Source organism: Belnapia rosea (genome assembly GCF_900101615.1).
In the GTDB taxonomy this organism is placed as follows: Bacteria; Pseudomonadota; Alphaproteobacteria; order Acetobacterales; family Acetobacteraceae; genus Belnapia; species Belnapia rosea.
Genome location: NZ_FMZX01000011.1, coordinates 15,094 through 30,220, shown reverse-complemented (window position 1 = coordinate 30,220; position 15,127 = coordinate 15,094). Strand labels below are relative to the sequence as shown.

General features: G+C 70.0%; 13 protein-coding genes. 8 read left to right on the top strand and 5 right to left on the bottom strand.

Features of this window, described 5'->3' with window-relative positions:
* Genes BLR02_RS17375 through BLR02_RS17365 form a run of 3 tightly spaced genes read left to right on the top strand, consistent with a single transcriptional unit; the run spans nt 1 to nt 2,961 of the window.
* On the top strand, nt 1-924 hold the full coding sequence (locus BLR02_RS17375) for an ABC transporter permease (RefSeq protein ID WP_090664084.1): 924 nt from the start codon (nt 1-3) through the stop codon (nt 922-924).
* Nucleotides 924-1,925, top strand: a complete 1,002-nt coding sequence (locus BLR02_RS17370) for an ABC transporter ATP-binding protein (RefSeq protein WP_090664083.1) — start codon at nt 924-926, stop codon at nt 1,923-1,925. The genes BLR02_RS17375 and BLR02_RS17370 overlap by 1 nt, the downstream gene beginning before the upstream one ends.
* The gene (locus tag BLR02_RS17365; protein WP_090664082.1) at nt 1,918-2,961 is read left to right on the top strand and encodes an ABC transporter ATP-binding protein; all 1,044 of its coding nucleotides are present in this window, start codon (nt 1,918-1,920) and stop codon (nt 2,959-2,961) included. Before BLR02_RS17370 ends, BLR02_RS17365 begins: the two co-directional genes overlap by 8 nt.
* Here the strand turns inward: BLR02_RS17365 and BLR02_RS17360 are convergent.
* Nucleotides 2,928-3,404 (bottom strand): CreA family protein, encoded by a 477-nt coding sequence (locus BLR02_RS17360; RefSeq protein WP_090664081.1) that lies wholly within the window; start codon nt 3,402-3,404, stop codon nt 2,928-2,930. The two genes, BLR02_RS17365 and BLR02_RS17360, sit on opposite strands and share 34 nt — an antisense overlap.
* 190 nt (nt 3,405-3,594) lie before the next feature.
* Between BLR02_RS17360 and BLR02_RS17355 the strand changes: the two genes are divergently transcribed.
* Nucleotides 3,595-4,725 (top strand): UDP-galactopyranose mutase, encoded by a 1,131-nt coding sequence (locus BLR02_RS17355; protein WP_218127983.1) that lies wholly within the window; start codon nt 3,595-3,597, stop codon nt 4,723-4,725.
* Here BLR02_RS17355 and ggt read toward each other — a convergent pair whose 3' ends face one another.
* From ggt to BLR02_RS17335, 4 genes are read right to left on the bottom strand one after another with little or no spacing between them, the layout of a single operon-like run.
* Nucleotides 4,726-6,396, bottom strand: coding sequence for a gamma-glutamyltransferase (ggt, locus tag BLR02_RS17350; protein WP_090664079.1), 1,671 nt, complete (start codon nt 6,394-6,396; stop codon nt 4,726-4,728). It abuts the gene before it with no gap.
* A gap of 55 nt (nt 6,397-6,451) precedes the next feature.
* The gene (locus BLR02_RS17345) at nt 6,452-7,981 is read right to left on the bottom strand and encodes a YifB family Mg chelatase-like AAA ATPase (protein WP_090664078.1); all 1,530 of its coding nucleotides are present in this window, start codon (nt 7,979-7,981) and stop codon (nt 6,452-6,454) included.
* A gap of 33 nt (nt 7,982-8,014) precedes the next feature.
* Entirely contained in the window at nt 8,015-8,995 is a 981-nt protein-coding gene (locus BLR02_RS17340; protein ID WP_090664077.1) for a dipeptidase, read from the bottom strand.
* Nucleotides 8,995-10,029: a histone deacetylase family protein gene (locus BLR02_RS17335; RefSeq protein WP_090664076.1), complete on the bottom strand. Its 1,035-nt coding sequence runs from the start codon at nt 10,027-10,029 to the stop codon at nt 8,995-8,997. The genes BLR02_RS17340 and BLR02_RS17335 overlap by 1 nt, the downstream gene beginning before the upstream one ends.
* Nucleotides 10,030-10,113: 84 nt before the next feature.
* Between BLR02_RS17335 and BLR02_RS17330 the strand changes: the two genes are divergently transcribed.
* Genes BLR02_RS17330 through BLR02_RS17315 form a run of 4 tightly spaced genes read left to right on the top strand, consistent with a single transcriptional unit; the run spans nt 10,114 to nt 15,126 of the window.
* Nucleotides 10,114-11,703 carry an ABC transporter substrate-binding protein gene (locus BLR02_RS17330; RefSeq protein WP_245704832.1) on the top strand — a complete coding sequence of 530 codons (1,590 nt, stop codon included), beginning with the start codon at nt 10,114-10,116 and terminating at the stop codon, nt 11,701-11,703.
* Complete coding sequence (locus BLR02_RS17325) at nt 11,703-12,689, top strand: ABC transporter permease (protein ID WP_090565365.1); 987 nt, start codon at nt 11,703-11,705, stop codon at nt 12,687-12,689. The genes BLR02_RS17330 and BLR02_RS17325 overlap by 1 nt, the downstream gene beginning before the upstream one ends.
* The gene (locus BLR02_RS17320; protein WP_090565367.1) at nt 12,686-13,531 is read left to right on the top strand and encodes an ABC transporter permease; all 846 of its coding nucleotides are present in this window, start codon (nt 12,686-12,688) and stop codon (nt 13,529-13,531) included. Before BLR02_RS17325 ends, BLR02_RS17320 begins: the two co-directional genes overlap by 4 nt.
* On the top strand, nt 13,528-15,126 hold the full coding sequence (locus BLR02_RS17315) for an ABC transporter ATP-binding protein (RefSeq protein WP_090664075.1): 1,599 nt from the start codon (nt 13,528-13,530) through the stop codon (nt 15,124-15,126). The genes BLR02_RS17320 and BLR02_RS17315 overlap by 4 nt, the downstream gene beginning before the upstream one ends.
* Nucleotide 15,127: the final 1 nt, after the last annotated feature.

Here is a 15,127-nt window from a genome sequence, read left to right as displayed (position 1 = left end):
ATGGCCGCGACCTCCTCGGCCCTCGGCCGCATGCTCGACAGCGACCTCTGGTGGTCCTTCAAGCGCTCGCCGATCACCGTCGCCTCGGCTGTGGTCGCGCTGATCTGCGTGCTGGGTGCCGTGCTGGCGCCGCTGCTGGCACCGCATGACCCTTTCGATGTGGCGACGCTGAACCTGATCGACGCCTTCAAGCCGCCGGCCTGGGCGGCGGAGGGCGACGCCACCTATCCGCTCGGCTCGGATGACCAGGGGCGGGACGTGCTTTCGGCCATCATGTATGGCGCGCGGGTCTCGCTGCTGGTCGGCGTCTGCGCGGTGGCCTTCTCGCTGGTGGTGGGCGTCGCGGTCGGGCTGCTGGCCGGCTATGCCGGCGGTGCGGTGGATGGCCTGCTGATGCGGATCGCCGACATCCAGCTGACCTTCCCCAGCATCCTGATCGCGCTGCTGGTGGATGGCGTGGCCCGCGCCGCGCTGCCGCCGGCCGTGCATGACCGGATCGCGCTCTTCGTCGTGATCTTCGCCATCGGCATCAGCGCCTGGCCGCAATTCGCCCGCACCGTGCGCGGCTCGACCCTGGTGGAGCGCAACAAGGAGTATGTGCTGGCAGCGCGGGTCATCGGCATCTCGCAGCTCCGCATCATGCTGACCCATGTGCTGCCGAACGTCCTCGGGCCGGTGCTGGTGATCGCGACGCTCGGCCTGTCCAACGCCATCATCTCCGAGGCGACGCTGTCCTATCTCGGCGTCGGCGTGCCGCAGACCCAGCCCTCGCTCGGCACCCTTATCCGGATCGGCAACGACTTCCTCTTCTCCGGCGAATGGTGGATCGCGATCTTTCCCGGCATCGCGCTGATCGTCATGGTCCTCTCGGTCAACCTGCTCGGCGACTGGCTGCGCGATGCGCTGAACCCGAGGCTCCGCTGATGGAACCGCTGCTCGAAGTCCGCGACCTGCGCGTCGAATTCCCGACGCGCCGCGGCATCCTCACCGCCCTCGACGGCGTCTCCTTCAGCATCGCGCCAGGCGAGGTGCTGGGCGTCGTCGGCGAGTCCGGCGCCGGCAAGTCGATGACCGGCGCGGCCATCATCGGCCTGCTGGAGCCGCCGGGGCGCATCGCGGGCGGGCAGATCCTGCTGAACGGCAAGCGGATCGACAACCTGCGCTACGACCAGATGCGCCGCATCCGCGGCCGTGAGATCGGCGCCATCTTCCAGGACCCGCTGACCACGCTGAACCCGCTCTACACCGTCGGGCATCAGCTCATGGAGACGATCCAGACGCATCTCGGCCTCGATGGGGCGGAGGCACGGCGGCGGGCGATCGGCTGGCTGGAGATGGTCGGCATCCCGGCCGCGGCGCAGCGCGTCGACAGCTACCCGCATGAATTCTCGGGCGGCATGCGCCAGCGCGTGGTGATCGCGCTCGCGCTCTGCGCCGAGCCGAAGCTCATCGTTGCGGATGAGCCGACGACAGCCCTCGATGTCTCGATCCAGGCCCAGGTCATCGCCCTGCTGAAGGGGCTGGCGCGCGACAAGGGCACCTCGATGATGCTGGTCACCCACGACATGGGCGTGATCGCCGAGACGGCCGACCGGGTGGCGGTGATGTATGCCGGCCGCATCGCCGAGATCGGCCCGGTGCGGGAGGTGGTGAAGCACCCGAAGCATCCCTATTCGGTCGGGCTGATGGCCTCCATCCCGCCGCTCGACCGCAAGGTGGACCATCTGGCGCAGATCGACGGCTCCATGCCGCGGCTCTCGGCCATCCCCCGTGGCTGCGCCTTCAACCCACGTTGCCCGGAGGTTTTCGCCCGCTGCCTCGTGGAGCGGCCGGTGCTGCTGGAGACCGGCGCGACCCGGGCCGCCTGCTGGCTTTATGACGAGGCGTCCGAGAAGCGGGCGCCGGAGGCGATGCGCCATGGCTGAGTCCCCTGTTCTCGAGGTCGAGGACCTCGTCCGGTACTTCGATGTGTCCCGGCCATGGCTGCAGCGCGTGCTGGCCGGCGAGGGCCGGCGGACGCTGAAGGCCGTCGATGGCATCTCCTTCTCGATCCCGAAGGGCACCACCCTCTCCCTGGTCGGCGAGAGCGGTTGCGGCAAGTCGACGGTGGCGCGGCTGGTGGTCGGCCTCTACCGGCCGACCCGTGGCCGGGTGATGTTCGAGGGGGTGGAGTTGGAACGGGCACGTGCCGTCGCCGAGCAGCGGCGGCGCATGCAGATGATCTTCCAGGACCCCTACGCCTCGCTCAATCCTCGTTGGCGGGTGAAGGACATCGTCGCCGAGCCGATCCGCGCCTTCGGCCTGACAACGGGCGCCCAGCAGCAGGATCGGGTGGCGCAGCTGCTCACCCAGGTCGGGCTCTCGCCGCTGGACGGGGAGAAATTCCCGCATGAATTCTCGGGCGGCCAGCGCCAGCGCATCTCGATCGCCCGCGCTCTCTCCTCCAACCCGGATTTCCTCGTCTGCGACGAGCCGACCAGCGCGCTTGACGTCTCGGTGCAGGCGCAGATACTCAACCTGATGAAGGATCTGCAGGTGCGGCTTGGCCTCACCTATCTCTTCATCAGCCACAACCTGGCTGTCGTGCGGCAGGTGAGCGACCGGATCGGGGTGATGTATCTCGGCCGGCTGGTGGAGCTGGCGCCGGCGGAGACGCTCTTCACCGCGCCGCGCCACCCCTATACGCGGGCGCTGATGGAGGCGATCCCCGACCTCGAGATGACCGGCCGGCAGCGCATCCCGGTCGGGGGCGAGGTGCCGAGCCCGATCAGCCCGCCCTCGGGCTGCCCCTTCCACCCGCGCTGCCCGCTCGCCAATGACCGCTGCAAGGCGGAGCGGCCGGGGCTGATCCCGGCCCGCGGCACGGAGCAGAGCCTCACCGCCTGCCATGCGGTGGAGGAGGGGCGGGATGGCGGCGTCCCGGCGGCTCAGCGGATCGGCACGACCGCCACGGCATTGTAGGGCGAGCCGTCCACCAGCTTGGTGGACCAGGCCATGTAGACGACGACGCCGCGCTCCTCGTCGAGGAAGCGGTGGACGCGCGTCTCCTTGAAGAAGAGGCTGGTGTTGCTCTCGTAGACATTCTCGCCGCGCTCGCCGCGGCGGGCGCCCTCCGCGACGCGCACCGCCCCGGTCGTCACGCAGGACAGGGCGAAGCGCGCCGGATCCTCGGCCAGCCCCACCATGCCGGAGACGCCGCCGGTGCGGGCCTGGCTGATGTAGCAGGAGATGCCGGCGACCTCCGGGTCATCGAAGCGTTCCACCACGACGCGGTGGCTGCGGGTCAGGCCGAGATTGGTGATGGCCGTGTTCACATGGCCGATCTCCTTCGTCTCCTGCGCCTGGGCAGCCGGGGTGACGAGTGGGGCGGCGAGCAGGGCCAGGAGGAGGGCAGGGGCGCGCATCGGAGGCCTTTCGGGGTTCATGTCAGCCGGTGAACGAAAACGGTGCGGGAGGGTTGCGCGCCGGCCCCGACTTCGCAGGCCAAGCAAATGTGCCGTGAGCGCCTGCAACATCCGTGGTCCCGGATTGTTTCCGCCAGCGTCGCCCTGGTTCAGAGAGGCCGGGACGGGAGCTTGCGGAAGGAGCCCAGTTTTGCAATCCATCCTCATCGTCGGCGCCGGATTTGCCGGCGCGGTCCATGCACGCCAGCTCGCCGAGGCCGGGTATCGCTGCCAAGTCATTGACCGGCGGTCGCATATTGCCGGCAATGCCTTCGATGAGGTTCTGCCGAACGGCATCCGCGTTCACCGCTACGGGCCGCATCTGTTCCACACCAACAACAAGGGGGTGGTGGACTGGCTGCAGCGCTTCACGGAATTCGTGCCCTATGAGCACCGGGTGGAGGCGTTGCTGGCCGATGGCCGCACCCTGCCCATGCCGATCAACCGGCGGACGCTGGAGGGCCTGTTCAAGGTGGACCTGCCGACGGCGGCGGAGGCCGAGCAGTTCCTGCACAGCCTTGCCGTGCCGATGGAGGCGCCGTCCAACGCGGCGGAGTACCTGCTGTCGCAGATCGGGCCCGACCTGACGGATCTCTTTTTCCGGCCTTACACCAAGAAGATGTGGGAGCTCGACCTCGAGGAGCTGGATACATCGGTGGTGAAGCGCATACCGATCCGGTTCGATGACGAGGACCGGTATTTCCCGAATGATCAGTACCAATTCATGTTCAAGGGCGGCTACACGGCCGCCTTCGAGCGCATCCTCGACCATCCGCTGATCTCGGTCGATATCGGGCGGGAATTCTCGAAGTCCATGCTGAAGGACTACCACTACTGCTTCAACAGCATGCCGATCGACGAGTATTTCGACTTCACCTTCGGCCCCTTGCCCTATCGCTCCATCCGCTTCCATCACCGGGACGTGCCGGCGGAGGAGGGTGCCGGCACGGCGACGACGATCAATTTCACCGATGCCGGGCCGCGTACGCGCGAGACCGACTGGTCCCGCATCCCGGATCACCTGGTTCACCGGACCGGCCGCAAGACGCTGACGCAGGAGGAACCCTGCGACTATGTCGACAACAACATGGAGCGGTACTATCCGGTGAAGACCAGCGACGGTCGGTACCAGGCGGTCTATGAAAAGTACAAGGCGCTGGCCGAGAAGACCAATGAGTGCGGCTTCATTGGTCGCTGCGGAACCTACCAGTATCTCGACATGCATCAGGTCATCAATCAGTCGCTGAAGCATGTGAACGACTGGATCGAGCGGCAGAAATAGTCAGTCGCTCATGGCGGTGCCGTCCCGCCTTGGGTCGGCGCCGCCGAGCAGCCTCACCCCACCCGGTTCGCGCAGGATGCGGATGGCGGTGAGGCCGGAATTCATCACCCGCACCTCGACCGGGAAACCGCGTGCCTCGAGTGCCGGAGCCAGGGCGGCGGCGCTGGTGCCGGCCTCGAGCTCCAGCGTGGTGTTCAGCGCGCCGATCCGCGGGAGGGAGACGGCGGCCTGCGGCTCCATCCCCCAATCCAGCATCGCCACCAACGTCTGCGCCACATGGCCGATGATGCGCGAGCCGCCGGCCGAGCCGAGAACCGCCACCGGCAGGCCCTCCGGCCCGAAGACGATGGTCGGCGACATGGAGGAGCGGGGGCGCTTGGCCGGGCCGACCCGGTTCGCCACCGGGCGGCCGTCGATCTCGGGCAGGAAGGAGAAGTCGGTCAGCTCGTTGTTCAGCAGGAAGCCGCGCACCATCACCCGGGCGCCGAAGGCATCCTCGATGGTGGTGGTCAGGGCGACGGCGTTGCCGGCCGCATCGACGATCGAGAGATGGCTCGTCCCATGTTCCGGCTGCGGCGGCTGCGAGGCGAGCGGGGCTCCGCCCTGCCAGGGCGGGTTACCCGGGCGGAGTGCCGCCAGCGCGCGGTCCCGATCGAGGAGCTGGGCGCGGATCAGGAGGTAGTTCGGGTCGAGCAGCCCGCGTACCGGCACGGGCACGTGGTCGGCATCGGCGAGGTAGCGGTTGCGGTCGGCGAAGGCGATGCGGCCGGCCTCGCCGAGCAGATGCGCCGCCTCGATGCCGCGCGGATCGACCGACATCTCCTGATGACCGAGGATGGCGAGGATCTGCAGCACGGCGACCCCGCCCGAACTCGGCGGCGGCATGGAGCAGATGGTGAAGCCGCGATAGGGGCCGCAGACCGCCTCCCGCTCCGTCGGAGCGTAGCCGGCCAGGTCATCCGTGGTGAGCAGGCCGGGATTGGCATGGCCGCGCACCGCGCCGGCGATCTCGGCGGCGATCGGGCCGCGATGCAGGGCATCGGCGCCCTGCTCGGCAATGGCGCGCAGCGTGGCGGCGAGGGCCGGGTTGCGGAGCCGGGCGCCCTCGGCAGCAGGCTTGCCCTCGGGCAGGAAATAGGCGCGGGCCTGCGGGTCCCGCCGCAGCCGCTCGGCATCCGCGGCCACCTGGGCGGCGAGGCGGGCGGTCACGGTGAAGCCCGCCTCGGCGGCGGCGATGGCGGGGGCGAAGAGTTGCGGCCAGGGCAGCGTGCCTTGTCGCCGATGCGCCGCCTCCAGCATGCGCATGGCGCCCGGCACGCCGACGGCGCGGCCACCGACCGCCGCCTCATGGAAGCCCATGGGCTGGCCGTCGCGAAGGAACAGCGTGGGCGGGGCGGCGGCTGGCGCCGTCTCGCGCCCGTCCCAGGCGGAGAGGCGCCGGCGTGCCCCATCCCAATGCAGCATCAGCGCGCCGCCGCCGAGGCCGGAGGCGTGAGGCTCCACCAGGGCCAGCATGGCCTGGGCGGCGATGGCGGCGTCGATGGCGGTGCCGCCGGCCCGCAGCATGGCGAGGCCGGCCTCCGCCGCCATGGGATGGGCCGCGACGACCATCTGGCGCTGCGCATGGGCGGGGAGGGCAAGGCAAATCAGCAGGAGAATGAGGCGGGCCATGATGCTCCTGCGGGCGTGGGCCCCGCTTTCTAGAGCAAAGCCCGCGGGCGTGGAATCACCCCGGGCTGGCCACCGGGGCTGTGCTGCGGTGCCGGAAGGCCAGCGCCTCGGCGACATGCCCGCGCTGCACGGGGGTGCTGCCCGCGAGATCGGCGACGGTGCGGGCCACCCGCAGCATGCGGGTATAGCCCCGGGCGGAAAGCCGAAGCCGGTCGGCCGCCTGCTCCGCCAATTGCCGGGCCGGCTGGTCCGCGCCGAGGCTGCGTTCCAGCACCGCGCCCTCGGCCACGGCGTTGCAGCGCGGTCCCTCAGGCCCATAGCGCTCGCGCTGCCGCTCCCTGGCGGCGGCGATGCGGGCGGCGACCGCGGCGCTGGTCTCGCCGGAGGGGGCGTGGGCCAGCTCGCTGGCCGGCACCGGCAGGACCTCGATGGCAAGGTCCATCCGGTCGAGCAGGGGGCCGGAGAGGCGCATCCGGTAGTCGTCGCCGCAGCGCGGCGCCCGTCCGCACTCCCGGGGCGCATCGCCGAGATAGCCGCAGCGGCACGGGTTCATCGCGGCGATGCACTGGAAGCGCGCCGGATAGGTCACATGCGCATTGGCCCGGCTGATGGTGGTCCGGCCCGTCTCCATCGGTTGGCGCAGCGCCTCCAGCGCGGCGCGGGGAAATTCGGGCCATTCGTCGAGGAAGAGCACGCCGTGATGGGCGAGGCTGATCTCGCCCGGGCGCGCCCGGCCACCACCACCGATCAGCGCGGCCGGGCTGGCCGAGTGGTGCGGCTCGCGGAAGGGCGGACGGACGACCAGCCGGCCATCGCGCAGCAGCCCGGCGATGGAATGCACCAGGCTGACCTCGAGGGCTTCGGCCGGGGAGAGGTCGGGCAGCAGCGCCGGCAGACGGGCCGCCAGCATGGACTTGCCGGCGCCGGGCGGGCCGACCATCAAGAGGTTGTGGCCACCGGCGGCCGCGATCTCGAGCGCCCGCTTGGCGCTCTCCTGGCCTTTCACCTCGGACAGGCAGGGGCCGCGCGTCGGGATGGACTCGAGTGGGGGCGGCTGCGGCGGGGTGAGCAGCTGGGTCCCGCGGAAATGGTTCATCAGCGCCAGCAGGTCGGGCGCCGCCAGCACCTCGATCCGGCCGGCCCAGGCCGCCTCGCCACCCTGGCTGGCCGGGCAGATCAGGCCAAGGTCCCGCGCCGAGGCGCCGAGCGCCGCCGGCAGCACGCCGGCGACGGGGCGGATGGCGCCATCGAGCGACAACTCGCCGAGCGCGGCATGGCCGGCCACCACCTCGCGCGGCACCACGCCCATCGCGGCCAGCACGCCGAGCGCGATGGGCAGGTCGAAATGCGAGCCTTCCTTGACGATATCGGCCGGCGCCAGGTTCACCAGCACCCGCTTGGGCGGCAGGGAAAGGCCGAGGCCGATCAGCGCCGCCCGCACCCGCTCCCGGCTCTCGCCCACCGCCTTGTCCGGCAGGCCGACGATGAGGAAGGCGGGAATGCCGGGGGCGAGCTGCACCTCGACCTCGACCGGGACGGCCTCGATGCCGGAGAAGGCGAAGGTGGCGATGCGGGCGATGTTCATGCGCCCGCGACACTATATTGTTTCGGTTACAAATCAACCATCGATGGTGAGGGCCTGGCGCCAGACACGGAGGAAGTTGCCTGACCAGAGCAGGCCAAGCTCCCGCGGGCCGTAGCCGCGCCGGGCCAGCGCCGCGGTGAGGTTCGGGGTCTCGGCCGCGTTCTGCCAGCCCTCCACCGCGCCGCCGCCGTCGAAATCGGAGGAGACGCCGACATGCTCGACGCCGATGCGGCGCACGGCATGGTCCACATGGTCGGCCATGTCCTCGACGCTTGCCGGGTTGCGCTGGCCCTCCGGCGTCGGCCGCAGGAAGGCCGGCACGGCGGTGATCTGGGTGAGGCCGCCGACCGCCTTCAGCGCATCGAGCTGCTCGTCATCGATGCCGCGCGGGTGGTCGTGCAGCGCGCGGCAGGCGGTGTGCGTGGCGACGATCGGCGAGCGGGAGAGCTCGGCCGCCTGCAGCATCGCGCTCTTTGCCACATGCGAGACATCGACCAGCATCCCGGCCGCGTTCAGCGCGGCGATGGCCTGGCGCCCGAGCGGGGAGAGGCCGCCATGCTCTGCCGCCCGATCGCCGAGCCGGGCCTGGGGCCGGGCGCTGTCGGAGAGGTCGTTATGCCCGTCATGCGTCAGGGTGAGGTAGCAGGCACCGAGCGCCCGCCACCGTGCCGGGGCGGAGAGGTCGTGGCCCATGGCGTAGCCATTCTCGACCGCCGAGAGCACGGCCAGCGCGCCGGCGGCATGGCAGGCCTCAAGCTCGTCCGGCGTGGTGCAGAAGCGGTGCGACTCGCCATCGGCGCGGCCGCGGATGTGGCGCAGCATGGCCTCGGCCCGCTCGGCGGCGGCGGCATGGCCCGCCGCATCGCGGCGCCCCTGGCCGACATAGGCGATGAAGATCACGGCGTTCAGCCCGCCGCGCTGCATCTTCGGGAAGTCGACGCGCATCGGCCCTTCCGCCAGCGGGTCCGGCGGGTCGGGCCAGCGGATGTCGACATGGGTGTCGAGGGTGAGCATCAGCCTTCGCCCCAGCCGGTCAGGAAGCGTTCCAGCAGGCTGCCCATGACCTCCACATTGTAGCCGCCTTCCTGGATGATGGCGGTCGGCAGGCGGAGGGCGGCGATGTCGGCGCCGGCGCGGGCGAAGCCATCCGCCGTGACCTTGAGCAAGCCAAGCGGCTCGTGCTCGCTGGCATCGAAGCCGAGGGAGACGACCAGCGCCTCGGCGCCGAATTCCCGCGCGGCGGCGATGCCGTTGGCGACGGCGCCGAGCCAGTCGGCATCGCCGGTGCCGGCCGGCATCGGCAGGTTGCGGTTGGCCCCGGCGCCCGCGCCGGCACCCGTCTCCTCCGCATAGCCGGTGAAGAAGGGGTAGTAGTTCGATGGGTCGCCATGGACGGAGACGGTCAGCACCGTACCGTCCTCCCAGAAGAGGCCCTGGGTGCCGTTGCCGTGGTGGCTGTCGATGTCGAGCACGGCGACCCGGGCCGCGCCGGCTCGGCGCAGGGCGGCGACGGCGATGGCGGCGTTGTTGAAGTAGCAGTGGCCGCCGGCCCGGGCGCGGTAGGCATGGTGCCCCGGCGGACGGCAGAGGCCATAGGCCTGGCGCCCGGAGGCCGCTTCCGCCGCGGCGGCGAGGGCGACACCGGCGGCGGCGAAGCTCGCCTCCCAGGTGCCGGCGCCGATCGGGCAGGAGGTGTCGGCCGTGTACCACCCGGCCTGGCCGATGATGCCGGTGGGCCGGCGGCCGCCATTGGCGAGCGCATCGCCCGTCGCATGGGTATTGCCGACCACCTCGTCGCCCGGATTGGGCAGCGTCTGCCAGGTTGCATGGGCGGTTTCGAGGAAGCTGACATAGTCCGGCGCATGCACCGCCTCGATCGCCGCGCGGTCCGGAGCGGCCGCCGTCTCCGGCGTGATGCCGAGGCGGGCGAGCCCCGCGAGCAGGGCCTCGGCCCGGGCCGGGATTTCAAAGTTCGGCCGTAGCTGGCCGCGCTGGAGGAAGAAGCGCGGCGTGTGCCGCATCTGGTCGGGGTGGGAAAAAGCGCGCATGCCGGGGAGGCTAGCAGCGGATGCGCCCTTGTCCATGCGCCGAACGGGCCGTTAGCATGTGCACAATTCACCTGGGGGATCATAATGACCGTATCGCGCCGTGGCCTGCTGGCCGCGACCGCCGCTGCGCCCGTGCTCATGCGGGTGCAGGACGCTCTGGCCCAAGGCATCGCGCCGCGGCGCGGTGGCACGCTCACCTCGATCCTGACGCCGGAGCCGCCGGTGCTGCAGATCGGCGTGAACAACCAGGGGCCGACCCTGGTCGCCGCCGGCAAGATCTTCCAGGGCCTGCTGACCTTCAGCCCGACGCTGGAGCCCATCCCGGTCCTCGCCAAGAGCTGGACCATCAGCCCGGACGGCCGCGAATACGTCTTCAGGTTGCAGGAAGGGGTGAAGTTTCACGACGGCACGCCGATGACGGCGGATGACGTCATCTTCTCCATCACGAAATTCCATTTCGAGCTGGCGCCGCGTGCCCGGGCCATCTTCGCGCTGATCGACAAGGCCGAGGCGCCGGATCCGCTGACGGTGCGGCTTACCCTCAAGCAGCCCTTCCAGCCATTCCTGCTGATGTTCGACACCAGCGCCTGCGCCATCGTGCCGAAGCACCTGTTCGACGGGCAGGACTACCGCACGGCGCCCGCGGTGCAGCGGCCCGTCGGCACCGGCCCCTTCCGCTTCGCCGAGTGGCAGCGCGGCAATTTCATCCGCCTCGAGCGCTTTGCCGATTACTGGAAGCCGGGCCAGCCCTATCTCGACGCCATCATCTACCGCATCGTCCCCGACAGCCAGAGCCGGCGCCTGGCGCTGGAGACCGGGCAGGTGCAACTCACCCAGGCGAGCGACATCGAGCCCTTCGACGTGCCGGCCATGCGGTCACGACCGAATCTCGAGGTCTCGATCAAGGGCTGGGAGTATTTCTCGCCGCTGTCCTGGATCGAGTTGAACCACCGGGTGAAGCCGCTCGACGATGTGCGCGTCCGGCAGGCGATCAGCATGGCGATCGACCGGAACTTCATCACCCAGCGCCTGTGGTTCGGTGTCGGCAGGCCGGCCACCAACCCGGTGGCCTCCACCACGCGGTTCCATGATGCGAGCGCCAAGATCGCCGGCTATGACGTGAAGGCGGCGGCGGCGCTGCTGGATGCCGCCGGGCTCAAGCCCAATGCGCAGGGCGTGCGCTTCACCCTGAAGCACCTGACGCTGCCTTACGGGGAGGTCTGGACGCGCCTCGCCGAGTATCTGCGGCAGTCACTGCGCCAAGTCGGCATTGCGGTGGAGCTGGAGAGCACCGATGCGGGCAGCTGGGCCCGGCGCGTCGGCGCCTGGGAATACGATACGACCATCAACTTCGTCTACCAGTTCGGCGACCCGACGCTTGGCGTGGAGCGGACCTATGTTTCCACCAACATCCAGAAAGTGACCTTCACCAATACGGGTGGCTACGCGAACCCGAAGGTGGATGAGCTTTTCGCCACGGCGCGGAACTCGGCCGATCCAAAGGACCGGCAGGCGGCGTTCAGCGCGGTGCAGAAGATCCTCTGCGAGGAGGTGCCGCAGATCTGGCTGATGGAGATGGCCTTCCCGACCATCCATGACAAAAAGGTGCGCAACGCCATCACCAACGGCCTCGGCGTGCATGCCAGCTTCGACGACGTCTTCCTGACCGCCTGATGGAAGCCTCGAAGCTGCCCGGCTTCCTGCTGCGGCGGGGGGTGAAGGCGGCGATCGTCGTGCTGGCGATCGTCGTCTGCAACTTCCTGCTGGTGCATGCGGCGCCGGGCGACCCGGCCAGCGTCATCGCCGGGCAATCGGGCGCGGCGGATGCGGTCTTCCTCGAGCAGTTGCGGCGGCAGTTCGGGCTGGACCAGCCGCTCCATGTGCAGCTCTGGATCTATCTGAAGAGCGTGCTCTCGCTCGATCTCGGCTTTTCCCACCGGCAGCAGCAGCCGGTGGCGGCGCTGGTGCTGGAGCGGTTGCCGGCAACGCTGCTGCTGACGGGCGCCGCCTTTGCGTTTGCCCTGGCGGCCGGCGTCACCCTGGGCGCGCTGGCGGCGCAGCGGGTCGGGCGCTGGGCCGACAGCGTCATCACCGTCATCGCGCTCACCTTCTATGCGACGCCTCTGTTCTGGGTGGGGTTGATGCTGGTGCTGGTCTTCTCGGTCTGGCTGGAATGGCTGCCGAGCTTCGGCATGAGCAGCGTCGGCGTCGAGATGCATGGGCTGGAGGTGGTCTGGGATGTGGCGCAGCATCTGCTGCTGCCGGCACTGACGCTGGGGTTGTTCTACCTTGCCGTCTATGCCCGGCTGACGCGGGCGACGATGCTGGAGGTCGCCGACCAGGATTTCGTCAAGACGGCCCGGGCCAAGGGTGTGCCGGAGGGGCGCATCCTGCGGGCGCATGTGCTGCGCAACGCGCTGTTGCCGGTCATCACCTTCGCCGGCATCCAGGCGGGGCAGCTGCTTGGCGGCTCGATCCTGGTGGAGACGGTCTTCGCCTGGCCGGGCATCGGGCGGCTGGCCTTCGAGGCGCTGCTGGCGCGGGACTACCCGGTGCTGCTCGGCGTCTTCTTCTGCACCAGCGTCATGGTCGTGCTGTTCAACCTGCTGACCGACCTGCTCTACGCCATCATCGATCCTCGTGTGGAGGTTGCGGGTTGAAGGATTTCTGGCGCCGCTACCGGCGCAACAAGGGCGCGGTCCTTGGCCTCGTCATCCTGCTGCTCGTGATGCTGATGGCGGCGACGGCGCCGCTGCTCTTCCCCGGCAGCCCCTGGGACATGGCGGGCGCACCCTTCTCCCCGCCGGGCGAGATGGGGATGCTGCTCGGCACCGACAGCCTCGGGCGCGATGTCGCGGCAGGCATCGCCCATGGGGCGCGCATCTCGCTACTGGTGGGTGCGGTCTCGACCCTGGCGGCGCTGCTCGTCGGCGTCACGCTGGGCGCCATTGCCGGCTATCTCGGCGGCATAGCCGATGATGTGGTGATGCGCTTCACCGAATTCTTTCAGACCATTCCGAGCTTCGTCCTGGCCATCCTGCTGGTGGCGATCTTCACCCCCTCGATCGGCTCGGTGGTCTTCGCCATCGCCGTCGTCTCCTGGCCGCCGGTGGCGCGGGTGGTGCGGGCGGAATTCCTCTCGCTGCGGGGGCGGGAGTTCGTGCAGGCGGCGGAGGTGCTCGGCAAGTCCCGGCTTGCGATCGTGGTGACGGATATCCTGCCCAATGCGCTCTCGCCGATCGTCGTGCTCTCCTCGCTGATGGTCGCATCGGCCATCCTGCTGGAAAGCGCGCTGAGCTTCCTTGGCCTCGGGGACCCGAACCTGATGACCTGGGGCTTTCTCATCGGCTCCGGCCGCAGCGTCATCCGCCTCGCCTGGTGGATGAGCGTCTTCCCGGGCGTCGCCATCTTCCTCACCGTGCTGGCGCTGAACCTGGTGGGGGAGGGGCTGTCGGATGCCTTGAATCCGCGGCTCGCCCGCCAGCGGGGGGCAGGCGCATGAGCCTGCTTCGCGTCGAGGGGCTGACCGTCGCCCTGCCGTCCGGCGGCGACCGGCCGCATGCGGTCGAGGATATCTCCTTCAGCGTCGAGGCGGGGGAGATCCTCTGCGTCGTCGGCGAGAGTGGCTCCGGCAAGTCGATCACCGCCAATGCGGTGATGAGGCTGTTGCCGAAGGGGCTGCCGGTGCGCGCCGGCGCCATCAGCTTCGAGGGTACCGACCTGCTGGCGCTGGCGCCGGAGGCGATGCGGCGGCTGCGCGGCCAGCGAATGGCGATGATCTTCCAGGAGCCGATGACGGCGCTCAACCCCTTGATGCGCGTCGGCGACCAGATCGCGGAGGTGCTGCGCGTGCATGGCAGCGGCGCCGATGCGGCGCGGCGGGTGCCGGAGCTGCTGGCCGCCGTCAACCTGCCGGACCCGGCCGCCATCGCCCGCAGCCACCCTTTCCGCCTCTCGGGCGGGCAACGGCAGCGGGTAATGATCGCCATGGCGCTGGCGCTGGAGCCGGCGCTGCTGATCGCCGACGAGCCGACCACGGCGCTCGACGTCACGACGCAGATGCAGATCCTGCGGCTGATCCGCGAGATCCAGTCCCGCCGCGGCATGGGCGTGCTGTTCATCACGCATGATTTCGGCGTGGTGGCGGAGATCGCCGACCGCGTCGCGGTGATGCAGCACGGCCGGATCGTCGAGCAGGGCTTGGCGGCCGAGGTGCTGAACCGGCCGCAGCACCCCTATACCCGCGCGCTCATCGCTGCCGTGCCGCATGGCGCCGCGCCGGACCGGGCGGACATCACCGCCGCGCCGGTGCTGGAGCTCAGGCAGGTCGAGAAGACCTATCGGCGCGGTGGGCTCTTCGGCGCCCGCGCCGTGGTGCGGGCGGTGCACGATGCCGATTTCAGCCTCCGCCGTGGCGAGACGCTCGGCCTGGTGGGCGAGAGCGGCAGCGGCAAGTCGACGCTCGCCCGCTGCGTGGTGAAGCTGGTGGAGCCGGAGCGCGGCACCATTGCCTATCACGGCACCGACCTCCGGCCGCTCTCGCGCGCGGCGTGGAAGCCCTATCGCCGGCGCATCCAGATGGTGTTCCAAGACCCTTATGCCTCGCTCAACCCGAGGCGAACCGTGGGCGAGACCATCGCGGAGGGGCCGGTCACTCATGGCGTGCCGCGGGCCAAGGCGCTGGACCGGGCGAGGGACCTGCTGCGCCTGGTGCAGCTGGACCCGGGTGCGATGGACCGCTACCCGCATGAGTTCAGCGGCGGCCAGCGCCAGCGCATCGGCATCGCCCGGGCCCTGGCGATGGAGCCGGAGCTGCTGATCGCCGACGAGCCGGTCTCGGCCCTCGATGTCTCGGTCCAGGCCCAGGTGCTGGACTTGCTGGCGGATATCCGGGCGCGGCTGGGGCTGACCATGCTCTTCATCACCCATGACCTGCGGGTGGCGGCGCAGATCTGCGACCGGGTGGCGGTGATGCAGCGGGGCGCCATCGTCGAGCAGGGCAGGACGGCCGAGGTCTTCGCCGCGCCGCAGCACCCCTATACGCGGCAGCTACTGGACAGCATCCCGGGAAGAGGCTGGACTCCGCCGGCCTTGTAGG

What these genes read in the sequence shown, in the direction of transcription:
- BLR02_RS17375 (WP_090664084.1), top strand. Translation starts at nt 1, where the DNA reads ATGGCCGCGACCTCCTCGGCCCTCGGCCGCATGCTCGACAGCGACCTC.
- BLR02_RS17370 (WP_090664083.1), top strand. Translation starts at nt 924, where the DNA reads ATGGAACCGCTGCTCGAAGTCCGCGACCTGCGCGTCGAATTCCCGACG.
- BLR02_RS17365 (WP_090664082.1), top strand. Translation starts at nt 1,918, where the DNA reads ATGGCTGAGTCCCCTGTTCTCGAGGTCGAGGACCTCGTCCGGTACTTC.
- BLR02_RS17360 (WP_090664081.1), bottom strand. Translation starts at nt 3,404, where the DNA reads ATGCGCGCCCCTGCCCTCCTCCTGGCCCTGCTCGCCGCCCCACTCGTC.
- ggt (WP_090664079.1), bottom strand. Translation starts at nt 6,396, where the DNA reads ATGGCCCGCCTCATTCTCCTGCTGATTTGCCTTGCCCTCCCCGCCCAT.
- BLR02_RS17345 (WP_090664078.1), bottom strand. Translation starts at nt 7,981, where the DNA reads ATGAACATCGCCCGCATCGCCACCTTCGCCTTCTCCGGCATCGAGGCC.
- BLR02_RS17340 (WP_090664077.1), bottom strand. Translation starts at nt 8,995, where the DNA reads ATGCTCACCCTCGACACCCATGTCGACATCCGCTGGCCCGACCCGCCG.
- BLR02_RS17335 (WP_090664076.1), bottom strand. Translation starts at nt 10,029, where the DNA reads ATGCGCGCTTTTTCCCACCCCGACCAGATGCGGCACACGCCGCGCTTC.
- BLR02_RS17330 (WP_245704832.1), top strand. Translation starts at nt 10,114, where the DNA reads ATGACCGTATCGCGCCGTGGCCTGCTGGCCGCGACCGCCGCTGCGCCC.
- BLR02_RS17325 (WP_090565365.1), top strand. Translation starts at nt 11,703, where the DNA reads ATGGAAGCCTCGAAGCTGCCCGGCTTCCTGCTGCGGCGGGGGGTGAAG.
- BLR02_RS17315 (WP_090664075.1), top strand. Translation starts at nt 13,528, where the DNA reads ATGAGCCTGCTTCGCGTCGAGGGGCTGACCGTCGCCCTGCCGTCCGGC.